At 70.3% G+C, this 21,741-nt stretch carries 12 protein-coding genes and 1 pseudogene; 6 read left to right on the top strand and 7 right to left on the bottom strand.

Going from position 1 to position 21,741, the window contains the following annotated elements; genetic code table 11:
- Positions 1-87: 87 nt before the first annotated feature.
- The 6 genes and pseudogenes from QFZ67_RS25710 to QFZ67_RS25685 form a co-directional block, all read left to right on the top strand.
- A pseudogene (locus tag QFZ67_RS25710) lies at positions 88-6,651 on the top strand (SDR family NAD(P)-dependent oxidoreductase); the annotation flags it as partial.
- 100 nt (positions 6,652-6,751) lie between these two features.
- Complete coding sequence (locus QFZ67_RS25705) at positions 6,752-8,281, top strand: MFS transporter (protein WP_307663434.1); 1,530 nt, start codon at positions 6,752-6,754, stop codon at positions 8,279-8,281.
- A gap of 187 nt (positions 8,282-8,468) precedes the next feature.
- A complete protein-coding gene (locus QFZ67_RS25700) occupies positions 8,469-11,363 on the top strand; it encodes a LuxR family transcriptional regulator (protein WP_307663433.1) in 2,895 nt (964 codons plus the stop codon).
- Between the two features lie 169 nt (positions 11,364-11,532).
- Positions 11,533-12,006 carry a flavin reductase family protein gene (locus QFZ67_RS25695; protein WP_307665960.1) on the top strand — a complete coding sequence of 158 codons (474 nt, stop codon included), beginning with the start codon at positions 11,533-11,535 and terminating at the stop codon, positions 12,004-12,006.
- Positions 12,007-12,077: 71 nt separating this feature from the next.
- Positions 12,078-12,815 (top strand): AfsR/SARP family transcriptional regulator, encoded by a 738-nt coding sequence (locus QFZ67_RS25690; protein WP_307663432.1) that lies wholly within the window; start codon positions 12,078-12,080, stop codon positions 12,813-12,815.
- 69 nt (positions 12,816-12,884) lie between these two features.
- Positions 12,885-13,946, top strand: a complete 1,062-nt coding sequence (locus QFZ67_RS25685; protein ID WP_307663431.1) for an LLM class flavin-dependent oxidoreductase — start codon at positions 12,885-12,887, stop codon at positions 13,944-13,946.
- Here the strand turns inward: QFZ67_RS25685 and QFZ67_RS25680 are convergent.
- The 7 genes from QFZ67_RS25680 to QFZ67_RS25650 are packed head-to-tail and all read right to left on the bottom strand — an operon-like array spanning position 13,883 to position 21,627.
- Positions 13,883-14,950 carry an LLM class flavin-dependent oxidoreductase gene (locus QFZ67_RS25680; protein ID WP_307663430.1) on the bottom strand — a complete coding sequence of 356 codons (1,068 nt, stop codon included), beginning with the start codon at positions 14,948-14,950 and terminating at the stop codon, positions 13,883-13,885. The two genes, QFZ67_RS25685 and QFZ67_RS25680, sit on opposite strands and share 64 nt — an antisense overlap.
- Before the next feature lie 14 nt (positions 14,951-14,964).
- Positions 14,965-16,647 carry an ABC transporter ATP-binding protein gene (locus QFZ67_RS25675; protein WP_307663429.1) on the bottom strand — a complete coding sequence of 561 codons (1,683 nt, stop codon included), beginning with the start codon at positions 16,645-16,647 and terminating at the stop codon, positions 14,965-14,967.
- On the bottom strand, positions 16,634-17,605 hold the full coding sequence (locus QFZ67_RS25670) for an ABC transporter permease (RefSeq protein WP_307663428.1): 972 nt from the start codon (positions 17,603-17,605) through the stop codon (positions 16,634-16,636). The genes QFZ67_RS25675 and QFZ67_RS25670 overlap by 14 nt, the downstream gene beginning before the upstream one ends.
- The gene (locus tag QFZ67_RS25665; RefSeq protein ID WP_307663427.1) at positions 17,602-18,537 is read right to left on the bottom strand and encodes an ABC transporter permease; all 936 of its coding nucleotides are present in this window, start codon (positions 18,535-18,537) and stop codon (positions 17,602-17,604) included. The genes QFZ67_RS25670 and QFZ67_RS25665 overlap by 4 nt, the downstream gene beginning before the upstream one ends.
- A complete protein-coding gene (locus QFZ67_RS25660) occupies positions 18,537-20,153 on the bottom strand; it encodes an ABC transporter substrate-binding protein (RefSeq protein WP_307663426.1) in 1,617 nt (538 codons plus the stop codon). The genes QFZ67_RS25665 and QFZ67_RS25660 overlap by 1 nt, the downstream gene beginning before the upstream one ends.
- A complete protein-coding gene (locus QFZ67_RS25655; protein ID WP_307663425.1) occupies positions 20,150-20,395 on the bottom strand; it encodes a ferredoxin in 246 nt (81 codons plus the stop codon). The genes QFZ67_RS25660 and QFZ67_RS25655 overlap by 4 nt, the downstream gene beginning before the upstream one ends.
- Positions 20,392-21,627 carry a cytochrome P450 gene (locus QFZ67_RS25650; protein ID WP_307663424.1) on the bottom strand — a complete coding sequence of 412 codons (1,236 nt, stop codon included), beginning with the start codon at positions 21,625-21,627 and terminating at the stop codon, positions 20,392-20,394. The genes QFZ67_RS25655 and QFZ67_RS25650 overlap by 4 nt, the downstream gene beginning before the upstream one ends.
- Positions 21,628-21,741: the final 114 nt, after the last annotated feature.

Below are 21,741 nucleotides of genomic sequence, written 5' to 3'. Positions count from 1 at the left end.
CTCCGCCATTCCGGCGCCCTGACGCCGCCGGGCCTCCCGACCATCGCCGAATTCCCCAGCAGTAAAGGTTGATCTCCCGTGGCGAACACCGAAGACAAGCTCCGCGAATATCTCAAGCGGGCGACCACTGATCTGCGCCAGGCCAGGCGCCGCCTGACGGAGATCGAGGAGGCACAGCAGGAGCCGATCGCAATCGTGGGTATGGCATGCCGCTATCCGGGCGGCGTCGCCTCACCCGACGACTTGTGGCAGCTGGTCGCCGAGGGCACCGACGCCATCGGCACCTTCCCCGAGGACCGCGGCTGGGACGAGGACCTGTACGACCCGGACCCGGCGGCGGTCGGCAAGTCCCTGACCGAGCACGGTGGATTCCTGTACGGGGCGGCGGAGTCCGACCCCGAATTCTTCGGGCTGAGCCCGCGGGAGGCCATGGCCACCGACCCGCAGCAGCGGCTGCTGCTCGAGACCGCCTGGGAGACCTTCGAACGGGCTGGTATCGACCCCACGACGCTGCGCGGCAGCGACACCGGCGTCTTCGCCGGCGTGATGTACAACGACTACGCGTCGCGACTGCGTCCCGCACCGGAGGAGTACGAGGGGTACCTCGCCAGCGGAAGCCTGGGCAGTGTGGCGTCGGGACGCCTCGCCTACGTCTACGGCCTGGAGGGCCCGGCGGTATCGGTGGACACCGCGTGCTCCTCGTCGCTGGTGGCCCTGCATCTGGCCGCCCAGGCGCTGCGCCAGGGCGAGTGCTCACTCGCGCTTGCGGGCGGCGTGACGGTGATGGCGACGCCCAACACCTTCGTGGAGTTCAGCCGTCAGCGTGGTCTGTCCCCGGACGGACGGTGCAAGGCGTTCTCCGCCTCTGCCGACGGCACCGGCTGGAGCGAGGGCGTGGGTCTGCTCCTCGTCGAGCGACTGTCGGACGCCGAACGGAACGGTCACCCGGTTCTCGCGGTCATCCGCGGCACCGCCACCAACCAGGACGGCGCCAGCGGGAGGCTGACGGCTCCGAACGGCCCTTCCCAGGAACGCGTCATCCGGCAGGCGCTCGCTGCGGCACGGCTGACTCCGGACCAGGTGCACGCCGTGGAGGCACACGGCACCGGCACGACGCTGGGCGACCCGATCGAAGCGCAGGCCCTGATCAATACGTACGGCCGCGGGCGGGACGCCGAGCACCCCTTGTGGCTCGGGTCGTTGAAGTCGAACATCGGCCACACACAGGCCGCGGCGGGCGTGGCAGGCGTCATCAAGATGGTGATGGCCATGCGCCACGGCGTACTGCCGCGGACGCTGCACGCCGACCGGCCCACCGACCACGTCGACTGGTCCGACGGCACCGTCAGACTCCTCACCGAGGCCCGCCCCTGGAACGCCTCCGGCGACGTGCCTCTCCGCGCCGCCGTGTCGTCGTTCGGAATCAGCGGCACGAATGCGCACGTCATCATCGAACAGGCGGCCGAGCAGCCCGAGACGGCCGACGAGTCCGCCCTGGCCCCGGAGATTCCTTGGCTGCTGTCGGGGAAGACCGAGGACGCGCTGCGCGATCAGGCACGGCAGTTGGCCGCGTACGTCACCGAGCACCCCGACACAGAACCGGCCGGCATAGCCCCCGCACTGGCGGCTCGTACCCGCTTCGACCATCGCGCCGTCATCCCCACGGACGACCGCGGCACCCTGCTGGCCGGACTGCACGCTCTCGCCTCAGGGACCGACGCACCGGGCCTCGTCACCGGCACCGCGACCACCGGCAAGACCGCGTTCCTCTTCACCGGCCAGGGCAGCCAGCGCCTGGGCATGGGACGCGAACTCTACGAATCACACCCGGTGTTCGCCACCGCCTTCGACGAGGTCTGCGACCGGTTCGACGAGATCCTCGACCGCCCGCTGCACGAGGTGATGTGGGGGGTGGACGCGGATCAGCTCAACCAGACCCAGTACACCCAGGCCGCCCTCTTCACCCTGCAGACCGCGCTCTACCGCACGCTGGAACACCACGGGCTCACGCCGGACTTCCTGATCGGCCACTCGATCGGTGAGATCGCCGCCGCCCATGTCGGGGGCGTCTTCTCGCTGGACGACGCCGTGGCTCTGGTCGCCGCCCGCGGCTGCTACATGCAGTCCGCCCGCAAGGACGGCACCATGATCGCCCTCCAGGCAACCGAGGACGAGGTGCTTACGCTGCTCGACGCGCTCGGCCGAGACCTGGCCGTCGCCACGGTCAACGGTCCTGAGGCCACCGTCATCTCGGGCGACGCGGACGCGGCGGAAGCCGTCGCGACCCATTTCGCCGCGCAGGGCCGTAAGACGACCCGCCTCAAGGTCAGCCACGCCTTCCACTCCCCCCACATGGACGGCGTACTCGAAGAGTTCCGCACAGCGATCTCCAAACTCGCGTTCAACTCCCCGGCCATTCCGGTCGTCTCGAACGTCACCGGACTGCCCGCCACCGGCGACGACCTCACCACCCCGGACTACTGGGTACGTCACATCCGCCAGGCCGTCCGCTTCCACCCCGGCATCCAGCATCTCGAACAGGCCGGTGTCACCCGCTACCTCGAACTCGGACCCGACGGCACCCTCACCGCCCTCGCCCAGCAAACCCTCACCACGGCGGCCATGCTCGCCCCCACCCTGCGCAAGAACGCCCCAGAAGCAGAGTCGTTCGCCGGGGGGCTGGCACGGCTGCACACCAGCGGCCACACGCCCACCACCTGGAACCCGGACCGTACGCCCAGTGATCCGGGCAGCCTGCCCACCTACCCCTTCCAACGGCAGCACTACTGGCTCGCCCCCACCACCGCCGCATCCGACGTCACCTCGGCCGGCCTGGTAGCCCCCGGCCACCCCCTCCTCGGCGCCCTCATCACCCTCGCCGACACCGACCAACTCGTCTTCACCGGCCGGATCTCGACCCGTACGCACCCCTGGCTCGCCGACCACACCATCGCCGGCACCACCCTCCTCCCCGCCACCGCCTTCATCGACCTCGCCCTGCATGCCGCAAGCCACACAGACACCCCCACCATCGAAGACCTCACCCTCCAAACCCCCCTCACGCTGCCTCCCGAACAGGCCGTGACCCTTCACCTCACAGTCGGCCCGCCCTCGGACGACAGCAGCCGTCCCTTCACCATCCACTCCCGTACCGACGACACCGAGCCCTGGACCCAGCACGCCACCGGCACACTCACCCACAGCCAGGCCACCCAGGAGCCCATCGCCTGGCCACCGCCCGGCGACCCCATCGACCTCACCGACATCTACGACCGCCTCGCCGAGCGTGGCTACAGCTACGGCCCCACCTTCCAAGGCCTCACCGCCGCCTGGCGCGACGGCGACACCCTCTACGCCGAAATCGCCCTCCCCCAGGGAACCGACCCCGCCGGCCACACCCTCCACCCCGCACTCCTCGACACCGCCCTCCACCCATGGGCCCTGGCACGCGGCGTGCTCGACGCGGCCGACCCCGGCAGGGAGCAGCAGATCCTGCTTCCCTTCAGCTGGCAGGGCGTCCAGCTGCACGCGGTGGACGCGACCGCGCTGCGGGTGCGGCTTGCCCCCGAGGGCGAAGACACGATGCGACTGGACCTGGCCGATCCGACAGGTGCCCCCGTCGCCACGGTGACGGCACTCACCGCCCGGGCCGGCGCTCTCGCCGAGTTCGCCGCCGCAGCCGCGGGTGGCAACAGCTCCGCCCTGTCGCGTACGCCGCTCCACCTGCTGGAGTGGAAGCCGCTGCAGGCCACCGACGCCGCGGCGGCGCCGGGCAGCGTTGTCGTCCTGGGGCCCGACCCGCTCGGGCTCGCCGAGGCGCTCGGCGTGCCTGCCCACGCCGATCTGGCGTCGCTGCGCGCAGCGGTGGAGGCCGGTTCGCCCGCGCCCGGGATGGTGCTGGCGAGCTTCGTCGGCGACGAGACGGACGGTACGGTCCCCGACCGGGCTCGCGCTCTGAGCACCCGCGCGCTCGAACTGGCCCAGGGCTGGCTGGCGCAGGACTGGCCGGCCGACGACGGCTCGGACGACGCGCGTCTGGTGCTGGTCACACAGGGGGCGGTGGCCGCCCGGCCCGGCCCGGAGATCCAGGATCTCGCGGCGTCCACCGTGTGGGGTCTGGGCCGTAGCGCGCGGTCCGAACACCCGGGCCGGTTCGCGCTGCTGGACCTGGACAGGGCTCTCGGGGACCGGGCAGATGTGGCGGAGACAGTCGTGTCCGCGCTCCTCGCCGGCGACGAGTACCAACTGGCCGTGCGGGACGGCGGGGTCTACGCGCCCAGGATCGTGCGCGCGGACTCCGCGTCCGAGGTGCTGGTGCCGCCGGTGGACACCGAGCACTGGCGGCTCGACGTGCACAGCACCGGCACGCTCGGCAACCTGGCTCTGCTGCCCGCGCCCGAGGCGGGCGCGCCGTTGGGCCCGGGCGAGGTGCGGGTGGCGGTGCGCGCCGGCGGACTGAATTTCCGCGATGTGCTGGTCGGTCTCGGCATGTACCCGGGCGACGAGGCGCGCATCGGCGGCGAGGCGGCCGGTGTGGTCCTGGAGACGGGTCCGGAGGTCACCTCGGTCTCGCCCGGCGACCGTGTGATGGGTCTGTTCCCGCTGGGCGCGATCGGCCCGGTGGCGGTCACGGACCACCGATGGGTGGCGCGGATGCCGGTGGGCTGGAGCTTCACCGACGCCGCGGTGATCCCGGTCGTCTTCCTCACGGCGTACTACGGTCTGGTCGATCTCGCGAAGGCGCGCCGGGGCGAGTCTCTGCTGGTGCACGCAGCGACCGGCGGCGTGGGCATGGCCGCGCTGCAACTCGCCCAGCACTGGGGCCTGGAGGTGTACGGCACGGCGAGTCGGCCCAAGTGGGAGGTGCTGCGGTCACTCGGTGTCGACGAGGCCAGGATCGCCTCGACCCGCGCCCTCGATTTCGAGGAGCATTACCGGTCGGCCACCGAAGGCCGGGGATTCGACGTGGTGCTCAACTCGCTCGCCCAGGAGTATGTGGACGCCTCACTGCGGCTGCTGGCGCCCGGCGGCCGTTTCCTCGAGATGGGCAAGACGGACATCCGGGATGCGGCGGAGGTGGAGGAGCGGTTCAAGGGCGTGACGTATACGGCGTACGACCTGATGCGGGTGCCCCCTGAGCGCGTCCAGGAGATGCTGACCGAGCTGGTGCGGCTCTTCGAGTCGGGGGCACTTCGGCCACTGCCGGTGACGGCGTGGGACGTCAGCCACGCGCCGGAGGCGCTGCGCCATCTCAGCCAGGCACGGCACACCGGCAAGGCGCTGCTGACGCTGCCTGCACCGCTGGATCCGGAGGGGACGGTGCTGATCACCGGCGCGACCGGCACCCTCGGCAGCCTCCTCGCCCGCCACCTCATCACCCAGCACAGCACGCGCCACCTGCTGTTGATCAGCCGCCGCGGACCCCAAGCCCCCGGCGCCACCGAACTCACCGCCGAACTCACCGCACTGGGCGCCCACGTACGCATCGAAGCCTGCGACGCAAGCGACCCGGACGCCCTCACCACCCTCCTCGACACCATCCCCCACACCCACGCCCTCACCGCCGTCATCCACACCGCCGGCGTACTCGACGACGCAACCCTCACCGCCCAGACACCCCAACACCTCGACACCACCCTCCGCCCCAAAACCGACGCAGCCTGGAACCTCCACCACCTCACCACCCACCACAACCTCACCAACTTCGTCCTCTACTCCTCCATCTCCGGCCTCACCGGCACCCCAGGACAAGCCAACTACGCCGCCGCCAACACCTTCCTCGACGCACTCGCCCACCACCGCCACACCCTCGGACTCCCCGCCACCTCCCTCGCCTGGGGACTCTGGGACGAGAGCAGTTCCATGACGGAAGGCCTCGGCGACGCCGACCTTGCCCGCATGGCCCGGGACGGCATCCTTCCGCTGGAGTCCGAGCAGGGCCTCGCGCTCTTCGACGCGGCGCTGTCTGGTCGTCAGCCGCTTGCCGTCGGCGTCGGCCTGGATCTCGTGGCCCTGCGTAGCCGGGCACGCGCCGGCATGCTCCCGGCGCTCTTCGGTGAGCTGGCGGGCGAGACCCGGGGGGCGGTACGCAAGGCTGCGGGCGGTTCCGCGGGTCCGGCGGGGGGGCCGACGGTTCAGGAGCGGCTTGGCGCGCTGGGTGCCGGGGAGCGGCTGGAACTGCTGCTCGACCTGGTGCGTGGTCATGTAGCCACGGTGCTCGGGCACACCGACGCCAACGGGGTCGGCACGAAACGTCCGTTCAAGGATCTGGGCTTCGATTCGCTCACCTCGGTGGAGCTGCGCAACCGGCTCAACTCGGCCTTCGGGCTCCGGCTGCCCAGCACGCTCGTCTTCGACCATCCGACGCCGCTCTCACTCGCCCAGCATCTGCTGACCGCGCTCGCGCCCGCCGAGGCCGACGCCGTGACGTCCGTACTGGCGGATCTGGACCGGATCGAGGCTCGGCTGTCCTCCCTGTCCGCGGCGGACGGTGGGCGCACCAGGCTGACCGGCCGGGTGCGGGACCTGCTTCTGCGCCTGGAGTCGGACGGCCGGGAGCCGGAGGCGAACGGGACGGAGGCGGTGTCGCTGACCGCCGCTTCGGACGACGAGATCTTCGACTTCATCGACCGGGAACTTGGCGTCAACTGACCGAAACATGCGGGTGATTGATAAACGGGGACCCTCCCTGTATCTTCCTGATACGAAGCGAGGAAGGTCCCCGTTTACCTTTCGAGGAGATGTCCGAACCATGAGTGAAGAGACCGTCACGAGCACTGCGGGCCAGAGCCCCCCACCCAAGGGCGACGATGCCGCAACCCGCCGTCCCGGCATGGTGCTCGTCATCGTCCTCGCCCTCCAGACAATGCTGATCCTCGACGTCAACGTGGTGAACATCGCCCTTCCCGAGGTCAAGGAAGCGCTCGACTTCACCCCGACGGGCCTCTCCTGGGTGCTGAGCTCCTATCTGCTCACCTTCGGAGGACTGCTGCTCCTCGGCGGCCGGGCCGGAGACGTGCTGGGACACCGCCGTGGACTGCTCATCGGTGTCACGGTGTTCACCGCCGCCTCCCTGCTCGGCGGGCTGTCCAACTCCGCGGCGATGCTGCTCATCGCCCGGGCCCTGCAAGGCGTGGGCGCGGCGATCGCGGCACCCACCGTGCTCGCGCTGATCGCGACCCACTTCACCGACGAGAAGTCCAGGGCCCGCGCGCTCGGCGCGTATGCCGCGGTCTCCGGCTCCGGCGCCGCGATCGGCCTGATCGGCGGCGGCCTGCTGACCGACTGGCTCTCCTGGCGCTGGGTGCTCTTCATCAATGTGCCCATCGGTGTGGTGCTGCTGATCGTCGCGCCGATGTTCATTCACGAGACCGACCGGACACCGGCCCGCTTCGACCTGGGCGGCGCGCTCACGTCCACGGTCGGTATGACCGCGCTGGTGTACGGCTTCATCCGGGCCGCGGAGAGCGGCTGGGGTGACGCACTCACGCTGGGTTCCTTCGCCCTGGCCGTCCTACTGCTCGTCGTCTTCTTCTTCATCGAGACCAACGCACGGCAGCCGATCACCCCGCTGCGGCTGTTCGCCGACCGCAACCGCGCGACCGGATACCTGTCGCTGCTGTTCGTCATGGCGGCCGGCAACGCCATGTTCTTCTTCCTCACCCAGTTCCTCCAGGAGGTCAGGGGCTTCACCCCGATCCAGGCGGGCATGGCGTTCGTACCGCTGGCGCTGCTGATCCTGGCCACCTCCAGCATTGCGGCGAAGCTGCTGCCGCGCTTCGGCCCGAGGGTGCTCACCGCGGTCGGCGCGGCCGCCATCAGCGTCGGCCTGGTGTGGTTCGCCCAGATCACCCCGACCTCCGACTACGTTTCGGCGCTGCTCGGCCCGATGCTGGTCGCCGGCCTGGGCATGGGCACGCTGCTGGTCGGAGTTACCACCATCCTGATGTCCGGCATCGAACCGGAAGAGACCGGTGCCGCGTCGGGCCTGCTGAACGTCATGCAGCAGATCGGCGGCGCGCTCGGCCTGGCCATCATGGTCACCGTCTTCGGCTCCGCGAGCCGCAGCGCCGCGGACGACGTCCCCGCGGGCCTCGACACCAAGGGTGTCGCGGACTTCATCCTCACCGAGGGTGTGACCACGGCCTTCGCCTGGGGAGCCGGATTCACCGCGGCAACCATCCTGCTCACCCTCATCATGCGCACAGTCCCGTCGGCAGCCGGCGGCGAACCGGCGCAGGAGCAAACCGAAAACGCTTCGCGCGAGGTCAGGGCCCAGTAGGCCGGACACCCCGCAGGCTCCCTGGGAAGCCCTGGCCGGCGACAGCCGGCCAGGGCACGCCCATATCACTTTCACATGCTTCTTGTTGGTTTAGACCACCGTAACAACCGACACGTACCATGGACAGTGAGTGATCGTTATCGTTTCGCACGAGACGTCTAACCTCGAGGGGGAAGGTATCGTCATCGTGAATACGCCGTTGATCATAGAGAGTTCATCACGAATATCCTCGGTGCGCTGCGAGGAGTCGCTTCAGCTCTTACGCGCACTCAAGCGTCTGGAAGACGGCCACGGCGGCATCGTCGAGCTGCTGGGTGAGCCCGGCTCGGGAAAGAGCAGGTTGCTCGCGCAATTGGCCTCCTCGGCGCGGGACCGTGGCATCACGGTGCTCGACGGCCGCTGCTATCCAGCCGAACAGCACGACGTATTGCATGTATTCACCCGGGCGCTGAACGGCCTCATGACACAGGAACGCCTTGCCGCCCTCTCTCCCGAACACGCCGAGTTACTGCGAGCCGGACTGTGTGCCCGGCTCGGCGGCCGGGGCAGTGGGCTCCAACCGCTCCCGCTGTCACAGGCTGTGCATGCCCTGCTCACCCAGTCCGCAGGCAGCGGACTGCTCCTGGTGCTCGACGACTTCCACTGGGCCGACCCGAAGTCCCTGGAGCTCGCCGACCATCTGGCACGCTGGTCGGTCCGGGCGCCGATACTGATCGTGATCGCGCACCGGCCCCGGCAGGCCGCCCCGTCCCTCCTGAGCACCCTCGCCCAGGGGGTGGAGCAGGAGCACGTCAGCCGCATCGAGCTGGAGCCGATGAACCTCGATCAGGCAGCCCGGCTGCTCGGGGTGCGGACCGACACGAGCTGGCTGCCGTCCGTTCTCCATGAGAGCCGCGGCAATCCGCTGTATCTGCTGGTGCTGGGCGAGTCCGCCCCGCTCAGCCCGGCGTTACGGACCAGTCTGCTCACCGGACGGCTGGCCCCGCTGGCGGCCGAACTGGCCGTGCTCGATCCCGGCGAGCGGCTGGTGGCCGAGTCGGGAGCGGTGCTCGGTGACCGGTTCAGCCGGGAAGAGCTGTCAGCGGTGTCCGAGCTGCCGATCGACGAGGTGTGCTCGATCGTCAGCGGTCTCATCCAGCTCGACGTACTGCGCCCGTTGAGCTGCTCCGCCGCGCAACTCGCCTTCCGTCACCCGGTGCTGCGCAGGCTTCTGCACGACCAGGCCGACCGCTGCTGGCGGTCCCAGGCCCACCGCAGGGCGCTGACCGTGCTCAACCGCCGTGCGGCTTCCGCCTCCGAGCGCGCCGTCCATATCGAGCTGTCCACCAACAGCTTCACCCCGGAAGACCTGGAGACGCTGGCCCGGGCCGGCGAGGAGACCGCGCTGAGCTCGCCCGTCGACGCTGTCCGCTGGCTGTTGTTCGCGCTGCACGGGCTGTCGGAGGAGTCGACAGGCAGGCTCCTCGGTCTGATTCCGCCGCTGGCACGGGCGCTGCGCGCGGCCAATTATCTGGCCGACGACCAAGCGCTTCAGCAGCAGCTGACGCAGGGCTCCGCGATGGGGCCGAACGAGGCGCACCGCGCGGCGATCCGGCTCTGTGTAATCGTCGAATGCCTGCACGGCCGGTTCGCCGAGGCGGACGCTCTGCTCAGAACCGAACTCGCCGCGCTCTCGGCGATCGGCGACGCCGACAACGATCTGCTCGCCCGGCTCGTGATCTACCGGGGCATCGTCTCCTCGCTGCGCGGGAGCGACGACCTGCCGGACCTGGCGGCCGAGGCCCTGCTGCTGGCCCGCGCGGGCGGTCAACCGGTGACCAGGGCCGGGGCGATGGCGCTGCACGCGCTGGGCGAACTCACCGTTGGCCGTACCAAGCAGTGCCTGGCGTCGTACGACGCGGCTGTGCGTCAGATGGACGAGCTGAGCAACTCGGAGGTGTACTTCCACACCGAGTACTTCGCTCTCCTCGGCTGGTGCGCATCAGGGCTGGGGCGGCCGCGAGAAGCGGAATCCTTCTACGAGCGCGGCATCGCGGTGGTCCGGGACTGCTCGCACAACGCGATGCTGCCCGTGCTGCTGAGCGGACTCGCCGAGGCCCAGCTGCGCCAAGGCCGGCTCGAGAGCGCGCGACGGTCCGCCGCCGAAGCGACAGATCTGGCCGGCTACCTCGGCGCCGAGCAGTTGCGCGCCTTCACCCTGGCCCAGGAGGCGCTGTGTGTCACCTATGCGGAACCGCCCGGCAGCAGCCGGGCCTCGGCACTGACGGAGGAGGCGCTGCGCGCGCTGAGGCCCTCGTCGGGAAGCTGGCACTGCGCCGCGGTGCTCACGCTCGGCGAGTCGCTGCTGCTGCAGGGCAGCCCCGAACGGTGTCTGAGCCTGGTCCTGGAGCTCGGCCCCTCGGACCTGAAGGCACTTGAGCTGCCGCAGCGCACGCGGGGCTACGAACTGCTCACCCTCGCCTCGCTGTCCAGCGGCACCGGAAGCGCCCCATGGTGGGCCGACCGCGCGGCACATGCGGCCCAGGCATGCCGTCTGCCGCACACCCGGGCATACGCACTGCTGGCACGCGGGCATGTGCTCAGCCAGCAGGACGACCCGGACTCCGCGGTGGCCGCGTACCAGCAGGCGGAACGTGCCTTCGACAACGCGCAGTTGAGGCTTCTGAGGCTGACGGCACACATCCGCGCCGCGCGGGCGGCGAGCGTCAGCAGCCGCCCGGAGAGAGCGGCGGGACTGTGGGCGTCGGCGCAGGAGCTGGCCGAGCAGTGGAGCGTGCTTCTCTTCGCGCGACTGAGCCCTGACGCTCCGCTGGAGAGCTCATTGGGCAGGGGCTGCCATGCCCTGTCGCCCGCCCCCATACCGGCGGTGCCCGATCTCGGTCTGCTGACCCAGCGGGAGCTGGAGGTGGCGCGGTTCGCCGGCACCGGCCAGCGGACCCGTGAGATCGCGGAGGCACTGAAAGTGAGCCCGCGCACAGTGGAAGTCCATCTCTCACGTATCTACCGCAAATTGGAGATCGGATCACGGGCCGAGCTGGCCCGGCTCATGGCCGTACGTATTTCCACTGATGTAAGTACGTGAGCCCTCTGAAAACCTGAAGTCAGCGCGATGAACGAGGCATTGGACCGCTGGTCCGATGCCGGCGCCGTTCCTTCAGGGGGTTGATGTGAGTCAAGGTGGGATCGCCCATCATCACGTATGGTCCGCGTCCAGCAAATGTCCGTCCGCGAGATCTACGGACGCACAGCCGATAGCCGAAGAGGCGTTCCGTCGGGTTTTCCGCAAACACCCTGCCGGTGTGGCAATTGTCACAGCGGCGGGAGAGGGCGGGCCCGTCGGGTTCACCGCGACCTCACTTGCCTCACTTTCCTCCGCACCGCCTCTGGTGTCCTTCGGAGTGGGCCGTCGCGCCTCTTCCTGGGCCACGGTGTGCGCGGCGGAGTTCGTGGCCGTACACCTTCTGGAGACAGACCAGCAGCAGCTGGCCACTGTCTTCGCCCGCAGTGGCGCCGACCGATTCGCGCCACCGACCAGCTGGCGAACGGGCCCGCACGGCGTGCCGCTGCTCGATGACGTAACTGCCGTGATGGTCTGCCGCAAGGTCTACGACCTGCCGGCCGGTGATCACACCTTGGTGATCGGCCAGCCGGTTTACGCGCGCGAAGGCGCTGCGGCACGTCCTCTCGTGTACCTCGACGGTCGCTACGGCTCAGTGTCGCGCTGAGCGCCGTCGGTCACCGCGATCCCCGGAAGGGCAACAAGAAAATGCGATTCGAACTCTTGGGAAGCCTGCGCATGACTGACGGTGACGAGATCTTCGCCATCAGCGCGCCAAAAGTGGAATCCCTCCTCGCGGCCATGCTGGTGCGCGCCGAGGATGTCGTTTCCACGGACCAGCTGTGCAACGAGATCTGGGGCGAGCACCCACCTCGACGGGCCACCGCAACGCTCCACGTCTACATATCGCAGCTACGTAAACTCCTGAAACGCAACGACCGGGCGAAGAGCCCTATCGTGACCCACTATCCCGGCTACGTACTCCAGCTCGGCGACAGCACCCTGGACGCCCACGAGTTCCAGCAGCTGGCACAGCAGGGCCGTACCGCCATCAGGGCCCGGCGCCATGCGGAGGCATCCGCGATCTGCGGCCAGGCCCTCTCGCTGTGGCGCGGCACCGTGCTCGGCGAGCTGCGCGGCGGCTCCATCGTGGACGAATTCGCCACCTGGGCGGAGGAGACGCGGCTGGAGTGCATCGAGATGCGCAACGAGGCGGAACTGACGCTGGGGCGCCACCGTGAGCTGGTAGGGCCGCTGTACACACTGGTGGCCAAGCACCCGTTGATCGAGGCGTTCCACCGGCAGCTGATGCTCGCCCTGTACCGCTCCGACCGGCGGCCCGATGCCCTGCAGGCGTACCACAACGTGCGTTCCGTGCTCGACCGCGAGCTGGGAATCGCTCCGTGCCGGCAGCTGCACGAACTGCACCAGGCGATCCTGCTGGACAGCGAACTGGGCGTGCCCACCGCTGCCTGAACCAATGCCTGAACCCCGCACTGGCCAGGCCGTATTGAAAAGTGGGGACAGTCCCCATATTCTCGATGCATGACCACAGCATTGGGAATCAAACTGTCGGCCCTGGACACCGCACCTGTGTGGCAGGGGTCGACAGCGACGGCATCACTGCGCAACACCATTCGCCTGGCTCGCGCCGTGGACCGGCTCGGCTACCACCGCTTCTGGCTGGCCGAGCACCACAACATGCCGTCGCTGTCGACCTCTTCACCCGCGATCCTCGCCGGACAGATCGCCGGCGTCACGAAGCATCTGCGTGTCGGCGCCGGCGGCGTCATGCTGCCCAACCACCCGCCTCTCGTGGTCGCCGAGCAGTTCGGCACCCTGGCCGCGCTGCACCCCGGACGCGTCGACCTCGGCCTCGGCCGGGCGCCCGGCACCGACGCCCTCACCGCCAGGGCGCTGCGCCGCCAGACCGGACCGCTCGGCGGCAGCGACTTCCCGGCCCAGGTAGCGGAGTTGCTGCAGTACTTCGCACCACCGCCGGGCGCCGGGCGGGGCGTGCCGGCCGGGGAGCCAGGCCTGGTCTCCGCGGTCCCGGCCGGGGAGCAGACCGTGCCGGTCTGGCTGCTCGGCTCCAGCGGCTACAGCGCGCAGCTGGCCGCCGCGCTCGGGCTGCCCTTCGCCTATGCCCACCACTTCTCACCGCACGGGACCATGGCCGCGCTGGACGCCTACCGCTCGGAGTTCCGCCCTTCGCAGTATCTGAGCGAGCCGTACTCGATGGTGGCCGTCTTCGGCGCGGTGGCCGAGGACGACGCGCGGGGCGAACTGCTCAGCGCTCCGCTGCGTATGATCACCGCCCAGTCCCTGCGCGGCCAGAATCCGTACTTCCCGCCCGCCGAGGAGGCCGCCCGCTTCCACTTCGCACCGGAGGAGCGGGCCGTGGTGGACCAGATGTACGATCTGCAGATCTTCGGCGGTCCTGAGACCGTGCGACAGCGGATCACGGAGCTCACCAAGGCCTCCGGCGTCAACGAGTTGATGGTGCTCAGCGTGGTGCAGGACCATGAAGAGCGCGTGCGCTCCTACGAGTTGCTCGCCGAACTGGCCGGACTGAGGGCACCGGAGGACGCCGTCACAAGCGGCTGATCCACGGCCTCGGCAAGCAGCTCGAACGAACGCACCCGGGCTTCGAGTCCGAACACGGGCGTCGCCGCCAGGAGTTCATCCGCGCCGGTACGGGACCGGAACTCGGCCAGGCGGCGACGCACCTCTTGGGGACCGCCCACGATCTGCGTCGCGAAGTGTCCGTCCAGGTAGCTCCGCTGAGAATCGGTGAGTTCGTACTGGGCCGCCTGGCCGGGCGTACGGAAGAGGGTCAGCGGATTGATCCGCCCCTCCACATGGGCGATCCTGATCGGTCCCGCCAGCCAGTCGGCCTCCTCGTCGGTGTCCGCCGCGACCACCTGGGACGAAACGGCGACGTAGGGGTGCGCCAGGTGCTCCGAGGGCTGGAACTCCTCCCGGTACCGCGCCAGCGCGGCATCCGTGCCCGCAGGGTTGAGATGGTGCGCGAAGGCGTACGGCAGCCCGAGCCGGGCCGCGAGCGAGGCGCTGGAGGCACTGGTACCCAGCAGCCAGACCGGCACACGACGCTCGGGGGGCGGCGAAACGGCCACCGCCGGGCGGTCACCAGACTCCGTCGGAGTCAGATAGCCGATCAGCTCTTCCAGCTGCTCTCCGAAGCTTCCCTCGTGGGCCGGGTCGCCGGTGCGGCGCAGCGCTCGCGCGGTGGCCGGCTCGCCGCCCGGGGCGCGGCCGATACCGAGGTCGATCCGGCCGGGGTGGAAGACGTCGAGGGTGGCGAACTGCTCGGCCACCACCAGCGGAACGTGGTTCGGCAGCATCACTCCGCCCGATCCGATCCGCAGCGTGGAGGTGACGGCGGCGAGCTGACCGATCAGCACCGGGGGGGTGGACGTGCCGAAGGCAGGCATGTTGTGGTGCTCGGCGAGCCAGTAGCGGCGGTAACCGAGACCCTCCACCTCGGGTGCCAGCTCCAGGAGTTCATGCAGAGAACGTGAAGCGGGGACTCCGTTCCACACCGGCACGGTGTCCAGGACGGACAGGGCAAAGCCAGCTTTCTCGTTCATAGGGCGACTCACCATCAGGAGACACGGCCGGGCACGGAAGGCCCGGCCAGGGCGGTTGAGGAATCGGCCGGCCGACGACTCGCATCGCCCGACCACAAAAGCGCGTCCAGTAGCTGCCTGGTCCAGGGGTCTTCGGGCCGGGTGAAGACCCGCTCCACAGGGCCGCTCTCGACGATGCGGCCCGCCCGCATCACCGCGACCCGGTCGCTGACGTGGCGTACCACCCCGAGATCGTGCGAGATGAACAGCAGGGCCACGCCCAGCCGTTCCTGCACCTGCGCGAAGACGTCCAGCACCTGTGCCTGCACCGATACGTCCAGGGCGGAAACCGGCTCGTCGCAGACGATGACGTCCGGATCGGGCGCCAGGGCCCGCGCGATCGCCACCCGCTGCCGCTGACCGCCGGACAACTGGCGGGGTCTGCGGTCCAGCAGCTCCTCCTCCAGGCCGACCAGACCCAGCAGTTCAGCGGTACGGGAACGGTGCCGGCGCGCTGCGCGACGGCCACCGCCACCGAGAGCCTCGGCCACGATCCGCTCCACGGTCCACCGCGGGTCGAAGGAGGACAGCGGATCCTGCTGCACCAGCTGGATCCGGCCCCGCAGCGGCGCGCGGGCCGACTCGCTACGGCCGGACCAGGGGCGGCCCAGCAGGGTCACCGAGCCCGAGTCCGGTTCCAGCAGCCCCAGTACGACCTGGGCGAGCGTGGACTTGCCGGAGCCGGATTCGCCGAGGATGCCCAGCGTCTCCCCCGCGTGCAGGGTGCAGGACACATCGCGCAGCGCGTCGGTGGCGGTGCCCCCCGGACCCGGGTAGGTCTTCGTCAGTCCCTCGGCCCGCAGCACCACGGTGTCGTCCGCGGCGGTCGTGGCATCCGCCCGCCGGCCGGGCCGGGCCGCGGGCACGGCGTCCAGCAGCCTGCGGGTGTACGGATGCGTCGGAGCGCCCAGCACCTGCTCCGCGGAGCCGGTCTCCACGAGGCGCCCGCCGTGCATCACGGCGATCCGGTCGGCAAGCCGGGCCACGACCGACAGATCGTGGCTGATCAGCAGCAGCGCGGTGCCGGAATCCTTGCGGGCCGCGAGGAGTTCGAGGATCTGCGCCTGCACGGTCATGTCCAGAGCGGTGGTGGGCTCGTCGGCGATCAGCACCCGCGGCTGCGCGGCGATGGCGGAGGCGATCAGGGCCCGCTGCCGCTGACCTCCCGAGAGCTGGTGCGGAAACTGCCGGGCGCGCCACTCGGGTTCGGGCACCGCGACCTCGCGCAGCAACTCCACAGCCCGGCCCGGCCGGTCGCGTCGTGTGCCGATGCCGTGGTTGGCGAGCGACTCGGCAATTTCTTCGCCGACCCTGCGCAGCGGGTCGAGGGAGACCAGCGCGTCCTGGAGCACCAGGCCCAGCTCCGCGCCGCGGACCCGGCGCCACTCGCGCTCGCTCAGCGCGGTCAGGTCTTGGCCGTCGAACTCGAGTCTGCGCGCGGTCACCGTGGCACCCGGCCCGGTCAGGCCGGCCAGGGTCCGGCCGGTGACGGTCTTGCCCGAACCGGACTCGCCGACGATCGCGAGGCACTCGCCGGCCCGCACGGTGAGATCGACGCCGTGCACGACCTCCGTTCGCCGCCGGCCGTGACCGAAGGCGATCCGCAGGTCCTCGACGGTGATGAGCGCCTCGGCGGCGCCAGTGTCATGACCGGCCATGGCCGTCCCTTCCGTCCAGGCGCCGCTGGAGGTCCCGGCCCACGACCGTCACCGCGACGACCGTGGCCGTGATGGCCAGGCCGGGAAAGACGGCGGCGGCCCATGCGGTGTCCAGGTGGTCACGCCCCTCGGAGAGCATGGCGCCCCACTCCGGTGACGGCGGCTGCGGCCCCAGTCCGAGGAAGCTGAGCGTGGAGCCTGCGATGACGGCGCTGCCGATGTTGACGGTGGCCAGCACCAGCAGCGGCGGAAGGGCGTTGGGCAGCAGGTGGCGCAGGAAGATGCTGCGCCGGCCGCGCCCGATCACCACGGCCGCGCGCACATAGTCGCTGTCGCGGATGGCCAGGGCCTGGCCGCGCGCGAGCCGGAGAAATCCGGGCAGCAGCGAAGCGCCGATGGCCAGCGTCGCATTGCCGCTGCCCGGACCGAGCACGGCCACCACCACTAGCGAGAGCATCAGTCCGGGGAAGGCCAGCAGCACATCGGTGGCCCGCATCAGAAGCTGGTCGACGGCCCGGCCCGCGGCGGCGGCGAGCACGCCGAGGAGCGCCCCGGCGACCACGGCGAACGCGGTCGCACCGAAGCCGATCAGCAAAGACGTACGGGCCCCGTGCACCATGCGGCTCAGCACGTCGCGCCCCAGCCGGTCGGTGCCCAGCCAGTGCTCGGCGCCGGGCCCGGCCAGGGCATTGACGGGGTCGATGGCGTCCGGCTCCTGACCGGCCAGCAGCCCGGGCGCGGCGGCTGCCAGCACGGCCAGCACGAGGACGGCCCAGGCGAGCGCCATACCGGGGCGGAACCGGCGCGGGGTGCGTAAGGAACGGACCCGCGCGGCCGTCAGGGCCTCGGTCGGGCCGGCGGGCGCGGGGGTGCCAGTGGACGTGGGAGTGCCAGTCGACACGGGGGTGCCGTTGGATGTGGAAGTGCCGTTGGATGTGGAGACCTCGGAGGCCGTCACCCGATGCTCCTCTCGTCGATCCGCGGGTCGATCAGCCGGTACAGCACGTCCACCGCGAGATTGATGAGAGCGAAGGCCACGGCGGACACCAGAACCACCCCGGTCACCACCGGAAGGTCCCGGCCCGCCACCGCGCCTGCGGTGACCTGGCCCAGGCCCTGGCGGCTGAAGACGCTCTCCACCACCACCGCCCCGCCGAACAGAGCGCCCACCGCCCAGCCGGCCAGCGTCACCAGCGGGATCAGTCCGTGCCGCAGTGCGTGCCGCAGGCGTATGGCGGTTTCACCGCTGCCGCGAGCCCGCGCGGTGAGCACGAACGGCTGCTCCAGCGCACGCTCCATCTCCTCCCGCAGCACCTGCGTGAAGACACCGGCCATCCCGGCCGCGAGCGTGATGGCGGGCAGCACCAGACCGGCCGCCCCGCTGCCGCCCATCGCGGGAAACCACTTGAGCCTGAAGGACAGCAGCGCCAGCAGCAGCATCCCGATCCAGAAGGCGGGCGTGGAGGCGGCCACCAGCTCCAGGGTGGACGAGACCCGCCGGGCCCGCGGCCTGTTCGCGGTCAGCACCGCCACCGTCATCGCGGTCAGCAGCGCCAGGACGAAGGAAGCGGCGGCGAGTTGAACGGTCGGCCACAGCTGACTGCTGATCACCTCGCCCACGGGCTGTTGCAGTTGGTAGGAGTCGCCGAGGTCACCGGTGAACAGCCGCCCCATGAACCTCCCGTACTGCACGGCGAGCGGCTGGTCGAAGGCCAGTTCGTGCCGGACCTGCTCGACCAGCTCCGGCGTGGGATTGGTGGAGCCGAGCACGCTGCGCACCGGGTCGCCGGGCAGCAGACGGAAGGCGAAGAACACGGCGTTGGCCGCGCCGAAGACGACCATCAGGGCAAGCAGCAGGCGGCGCGCGAGCCAGCGCAGCGGGGTGCCCATCACTCCTCCAGCCGGGCGTCGTAGAAGCGCGGGTACGCCTGGACGTCGAAGGTCACACCGCGCACCCGCTCGGCGGCGCCGAGCAGCGTGGCGGGGGCGTACACGGGAAGGGCGAGGGCCTCACTGTTCACCAGCGCCTGGGCCTTCGCGTACAGCGCGTCGCGCCTCTCGCGGTCGCGGGTGGCGGAGGCTTCGTGCAGCCAGCCGTCCAGCTGGGCGTTCTTGACACCGAAGGCGTTGGAACCGCCCTGCTTCGCGGTCTGGTCGGAGGCGAAATAGCTGCGCATGATGTCCGGTTCGGCACGGTTCCAGCTGAAGGCGAGGATGTCGGCGTCGCGGCCGATGGCCTTCTCCAGATAGGCGCCCGGCTCCAGGGCGGTGAAGCGGATCTCGATGCCTGCCCGCTTGGCCTCCGCCTGGATGCCCTGCCCGACCAGCGCGCGCTGGTCGCGCATCAGGCCGTTCATGTACGGCCAGTGCAGGGTGAGGCGCTTGCCGTCCTTGGTGCGGTAACCGGCCTCGTCACGTCCGGTCCAGCCGGCGCTGTCGAGCAGACGGGCCGCCGTCTCGGCGTCGTACGGCCATGACCCCTCGGCCTTCGCGTCGTATGCGGCGGTGGCGGGCGTCAGCACGCTCCAGGCCCGGTCGTACTGACCCGAGTACAGGGCCTTCACCAGGTCGTCCAGTCGGACGGCGTGCTGGAGGGCCTGGCGCACCCGCCGGTCGTCGAGGGGTGCGCGGTACGGATTGAGCAGCAGGGTGTACGGGGCGCCGGGCTGCGGCGCCCGCAGGAACCGGAAGCCGTCGGCCTGCCGCAGCCGGCTGATGTGGCTGGGCGGCACGGCGGCGGCGATGTCGATCTGCCCGGAGCTGAGCGCGCCGAAGCGGGAGGCCGACTCGGGGATGAACTCGACGGTGAGTCCCGCGACATGGGCGGGGCCGCGGTGCCCGGCGCCCTTGGGGGCCCAGGCGTAGTCCGGATTGCGGTCCAGGTCGATCCGCCGGTTGCGGGCCCATCCGGCGAAGACGAACGGTCCGCTGCCGACGGGGTGGAGGCAGGTCTTTCCCCGGTTTGTGCGCAGGGCGGCCGGCGACTGGATGCCGAACGTGGCGGTGGAAAGGACCTGGAGCAGGGGCGTGTACGGGCGGGAGAGCCGCACCTTCACCGTGTGGTCGTCGACGACGGTCGCGCTCTCGTACATGGAGATGAGCCCGGCGGCGTACTGCGACTTGGTCTCCGGCGCGACGGTGTGGTCGAGGGTGGCCTTCACCGCCGTGGCGGTGAAGGGCGTGCCGTCGTGGAAGCGGACGCCCTCGCGCAGCCGGAAGGTGTAGGTGCGTCCGTCCCCGGAGATCGTCCACGATGTCGCCAGCCAGGGACCGATCTGTCCCCTGGCATCCATCGTCACCAGTGAGTCGAAGACGTTCCGGCTGAGGGCGGCTGTGATGTCGTACGGGCTGATCTGCGGGTCCATGCAGTCCGGTTGGCTGTCGACGGCGTAGGTGATCCGGCCGTCGCGTCCGCCACCGGCGGCGCCGGAGCCGCATCCGGTCGCGACGCACCCCAGCGCCAGCGCCAGCGCCACGGCGCGCCGGACTCCGGTGGGATACCTCATGCGCCCTGCTGCCCCGGTGGGCCGGTAGTGCCGTCCGTGTCCGGTGCCACCGTGAGTGCGGCGGCCGGGCACAGATGCTCGGCCTCGCGCACCCGCGCCACGTCGTCGCCGGAGACGACTCCGTCGGTGAGCAGCTCCACGATGCCGTTCTCGTCCTGGTCGAAGAGGTCGGCGGCGGTGAGCACACACTGTCCGGCGCCGATGCAGCGGCCGGTGTCGGCGACGATCCGCACGGCACTCACCAGGCCACGGGGAGTTCGTAGATGCCCTGCACTCCACTCTGCGCGGGCTTGATCTCCACCTGCTCGGCGGGCACGGCGAGGCGCAGGCCGGGGATGCGGGTGAAGAGGGTGGTGAGCGCGCTCTCCATCTCGGCGCGGGCCAGGTTCTGGCCGATGCACTGGTGCACGCCGTAGCCGAAGCCGAGGTGGTGGCGGGCGCCACGCTCGAGATCCAGCACATCGGCGTCCTCGAACGCCGCCGGGTCGCGGTTGATCTCCGAGGTGGAGAGCATCACGCTGTCGCCCTCGCGGATGGTGACATCGCCAACGGTGATGTCGGCGGCGGCGATCCGCATGGCCACGTCGCCGATGGACAGGTACCGCAGGAGTTCCTCCACGGCGAGGGCGGCCTTGCCCGGGTCGGCACGGAACACGGCCAGCTGCGCCGGGTTCTGGAGCAGGGTGAAGGTACTCAGCGTGATCATGCTGGCGGTGGTCTCGTGACCGGCCATCAGCAGAATGATCCCCAGCCGGATCACATCGTCGCGGGAGAGCGAACCGTCGGCCAGATCCTCGGACACCAGGGTGTCGAGCAGCCCGTCACCGGGCTCGGCCTCCTTCTCCTTGCGGTCCACCAAGGTCGTCAGATACGTACGCAGGTTCATCAGAGCCTGCGTGGCATCGTCCTCGGTCACCTGCGGGGACACCAGCAGGGCCGACTGCTCCTCGAAGTAGTCGTGGTCCTCGTAGGGCACGCCGAGAATGCGGCAGATGGTGTGCGAGGACAGCGGCAGGGCGAGCCCGCCGAGGATGTCCGCGGGCGGTCCCTTCTCCAGCATGGCCTCGACGAGTTCGTCGGCGCGCCGCTGGATCGACACACTCAGCTCGCGTGTCCGCCGCACCGAGAAGGCGGAGATCAGCCGGCGCCGGTACGCGGAGTGCTCGGGCGGGTCCATCCCGACGAGGATGGTCGCCTTCTGGATGGCTTTGCGGCGCGGGCTGGGCGAGGGGAAGTCGGGCCGGCTCCAGTCGGAGGACAGCCGTGGGTCGATGAGCAGTTCGCGGGCCTGGGCGTGCCCGAGCACCACCCAGGTGGGGCGTCCGTCGTAGAGCCGGGCCCGTACCACCGGCCCCTGGTTCTCGCGCAGTTCGCGATAGCCGGGCGGGGGCTGGTAGGGGCACTGCCGCAGCTGGGGGAAGTCGGGCAGCGGCTCAGTGCCGTTGGTGAGGCCCACTGCGCTGGGATGTGACATGCGATATCTCCTGCGAGCGGCGACGTGCTGGACGCCGGCAAGCCTGGAACCGCCGTCTAGCGCGGTTCTAAAGGACGTCTAGCGGGTGTGCCGTTCGGGGTGTGTCTTTAGCGC

Source organism: Streptomyces sp. V1I1, assembly GCF_030817355.1.
In the GTDB taxonomy this organism is placed as follows: domain Bacteria; phylum Actinomycetota; class Actinomycetes; order Streptomycetales; family Streptomycetaceae; genus Streptomyces.
The sequence above is the reverse complement of the archived record's forward strand: the minus strand, read 5'-3'. Positions and strand labels throughout refer to the sequence as shown.

Coding starts and splice junctions, on each gene's coding strand:
- QFZ67_RS25705 (WP_307663434.1), top strand. CDS start 6,752: ATGAGTGAAGAGACCGTCACGAGCACTGCGGGCCAGAGCCCCCCACCC.
- QFZ67_RS25690 (WP_307663432.1), top strand. CDS start 12,078: ATGACTGACGGTGACGAGATCTTCGCCATCAGCGCGCCAAAAGTGGAA.
- QFZ67_RS25685 (WP_307663431.1), top strand. CDS start 12,885: ATGACCACAGCATTGGGAATCAAACTGTCGGCCCTGGACACCGCACCT.
- QFZ67_RS25680 (WP_307663430.1), bottom strand. CDS start 14,950: ATGAACGAGAAAGCTGGCTTTGCCCTGTCCGTCCTGGACACCGTGCCG.
- QFZ67_RS25675 (WP_307663429.1), bottom strand. CDS start 16,647: ATGGCCGGTCATGACACTGGCGCCGCCGAGGCGCTCATCACCGTCGAG.
- QFZ67_RS25665 (WP_307663427.1), bottom strand. CDS start 18,537: ATGGGCACCCCGCTGCGCTGGCTCGCGCGCCGCCTGCTGCTTGCCCTG.
- QFZ67_RS25660 (WP_307663426.1), bottom strand. CDS start 20,153: ATGAGGTATCCCACCGGAGTCCGGCGCGCCGTGGCGCTGGCGCTGGCG.
- QFZ67_RS25650 (WP_307663424.1), bottom strand. CDS start 21,627: ATGTCACATCCCAGCGCAGTGGGCCTCACCAACGGCACTGAGCCGCTG.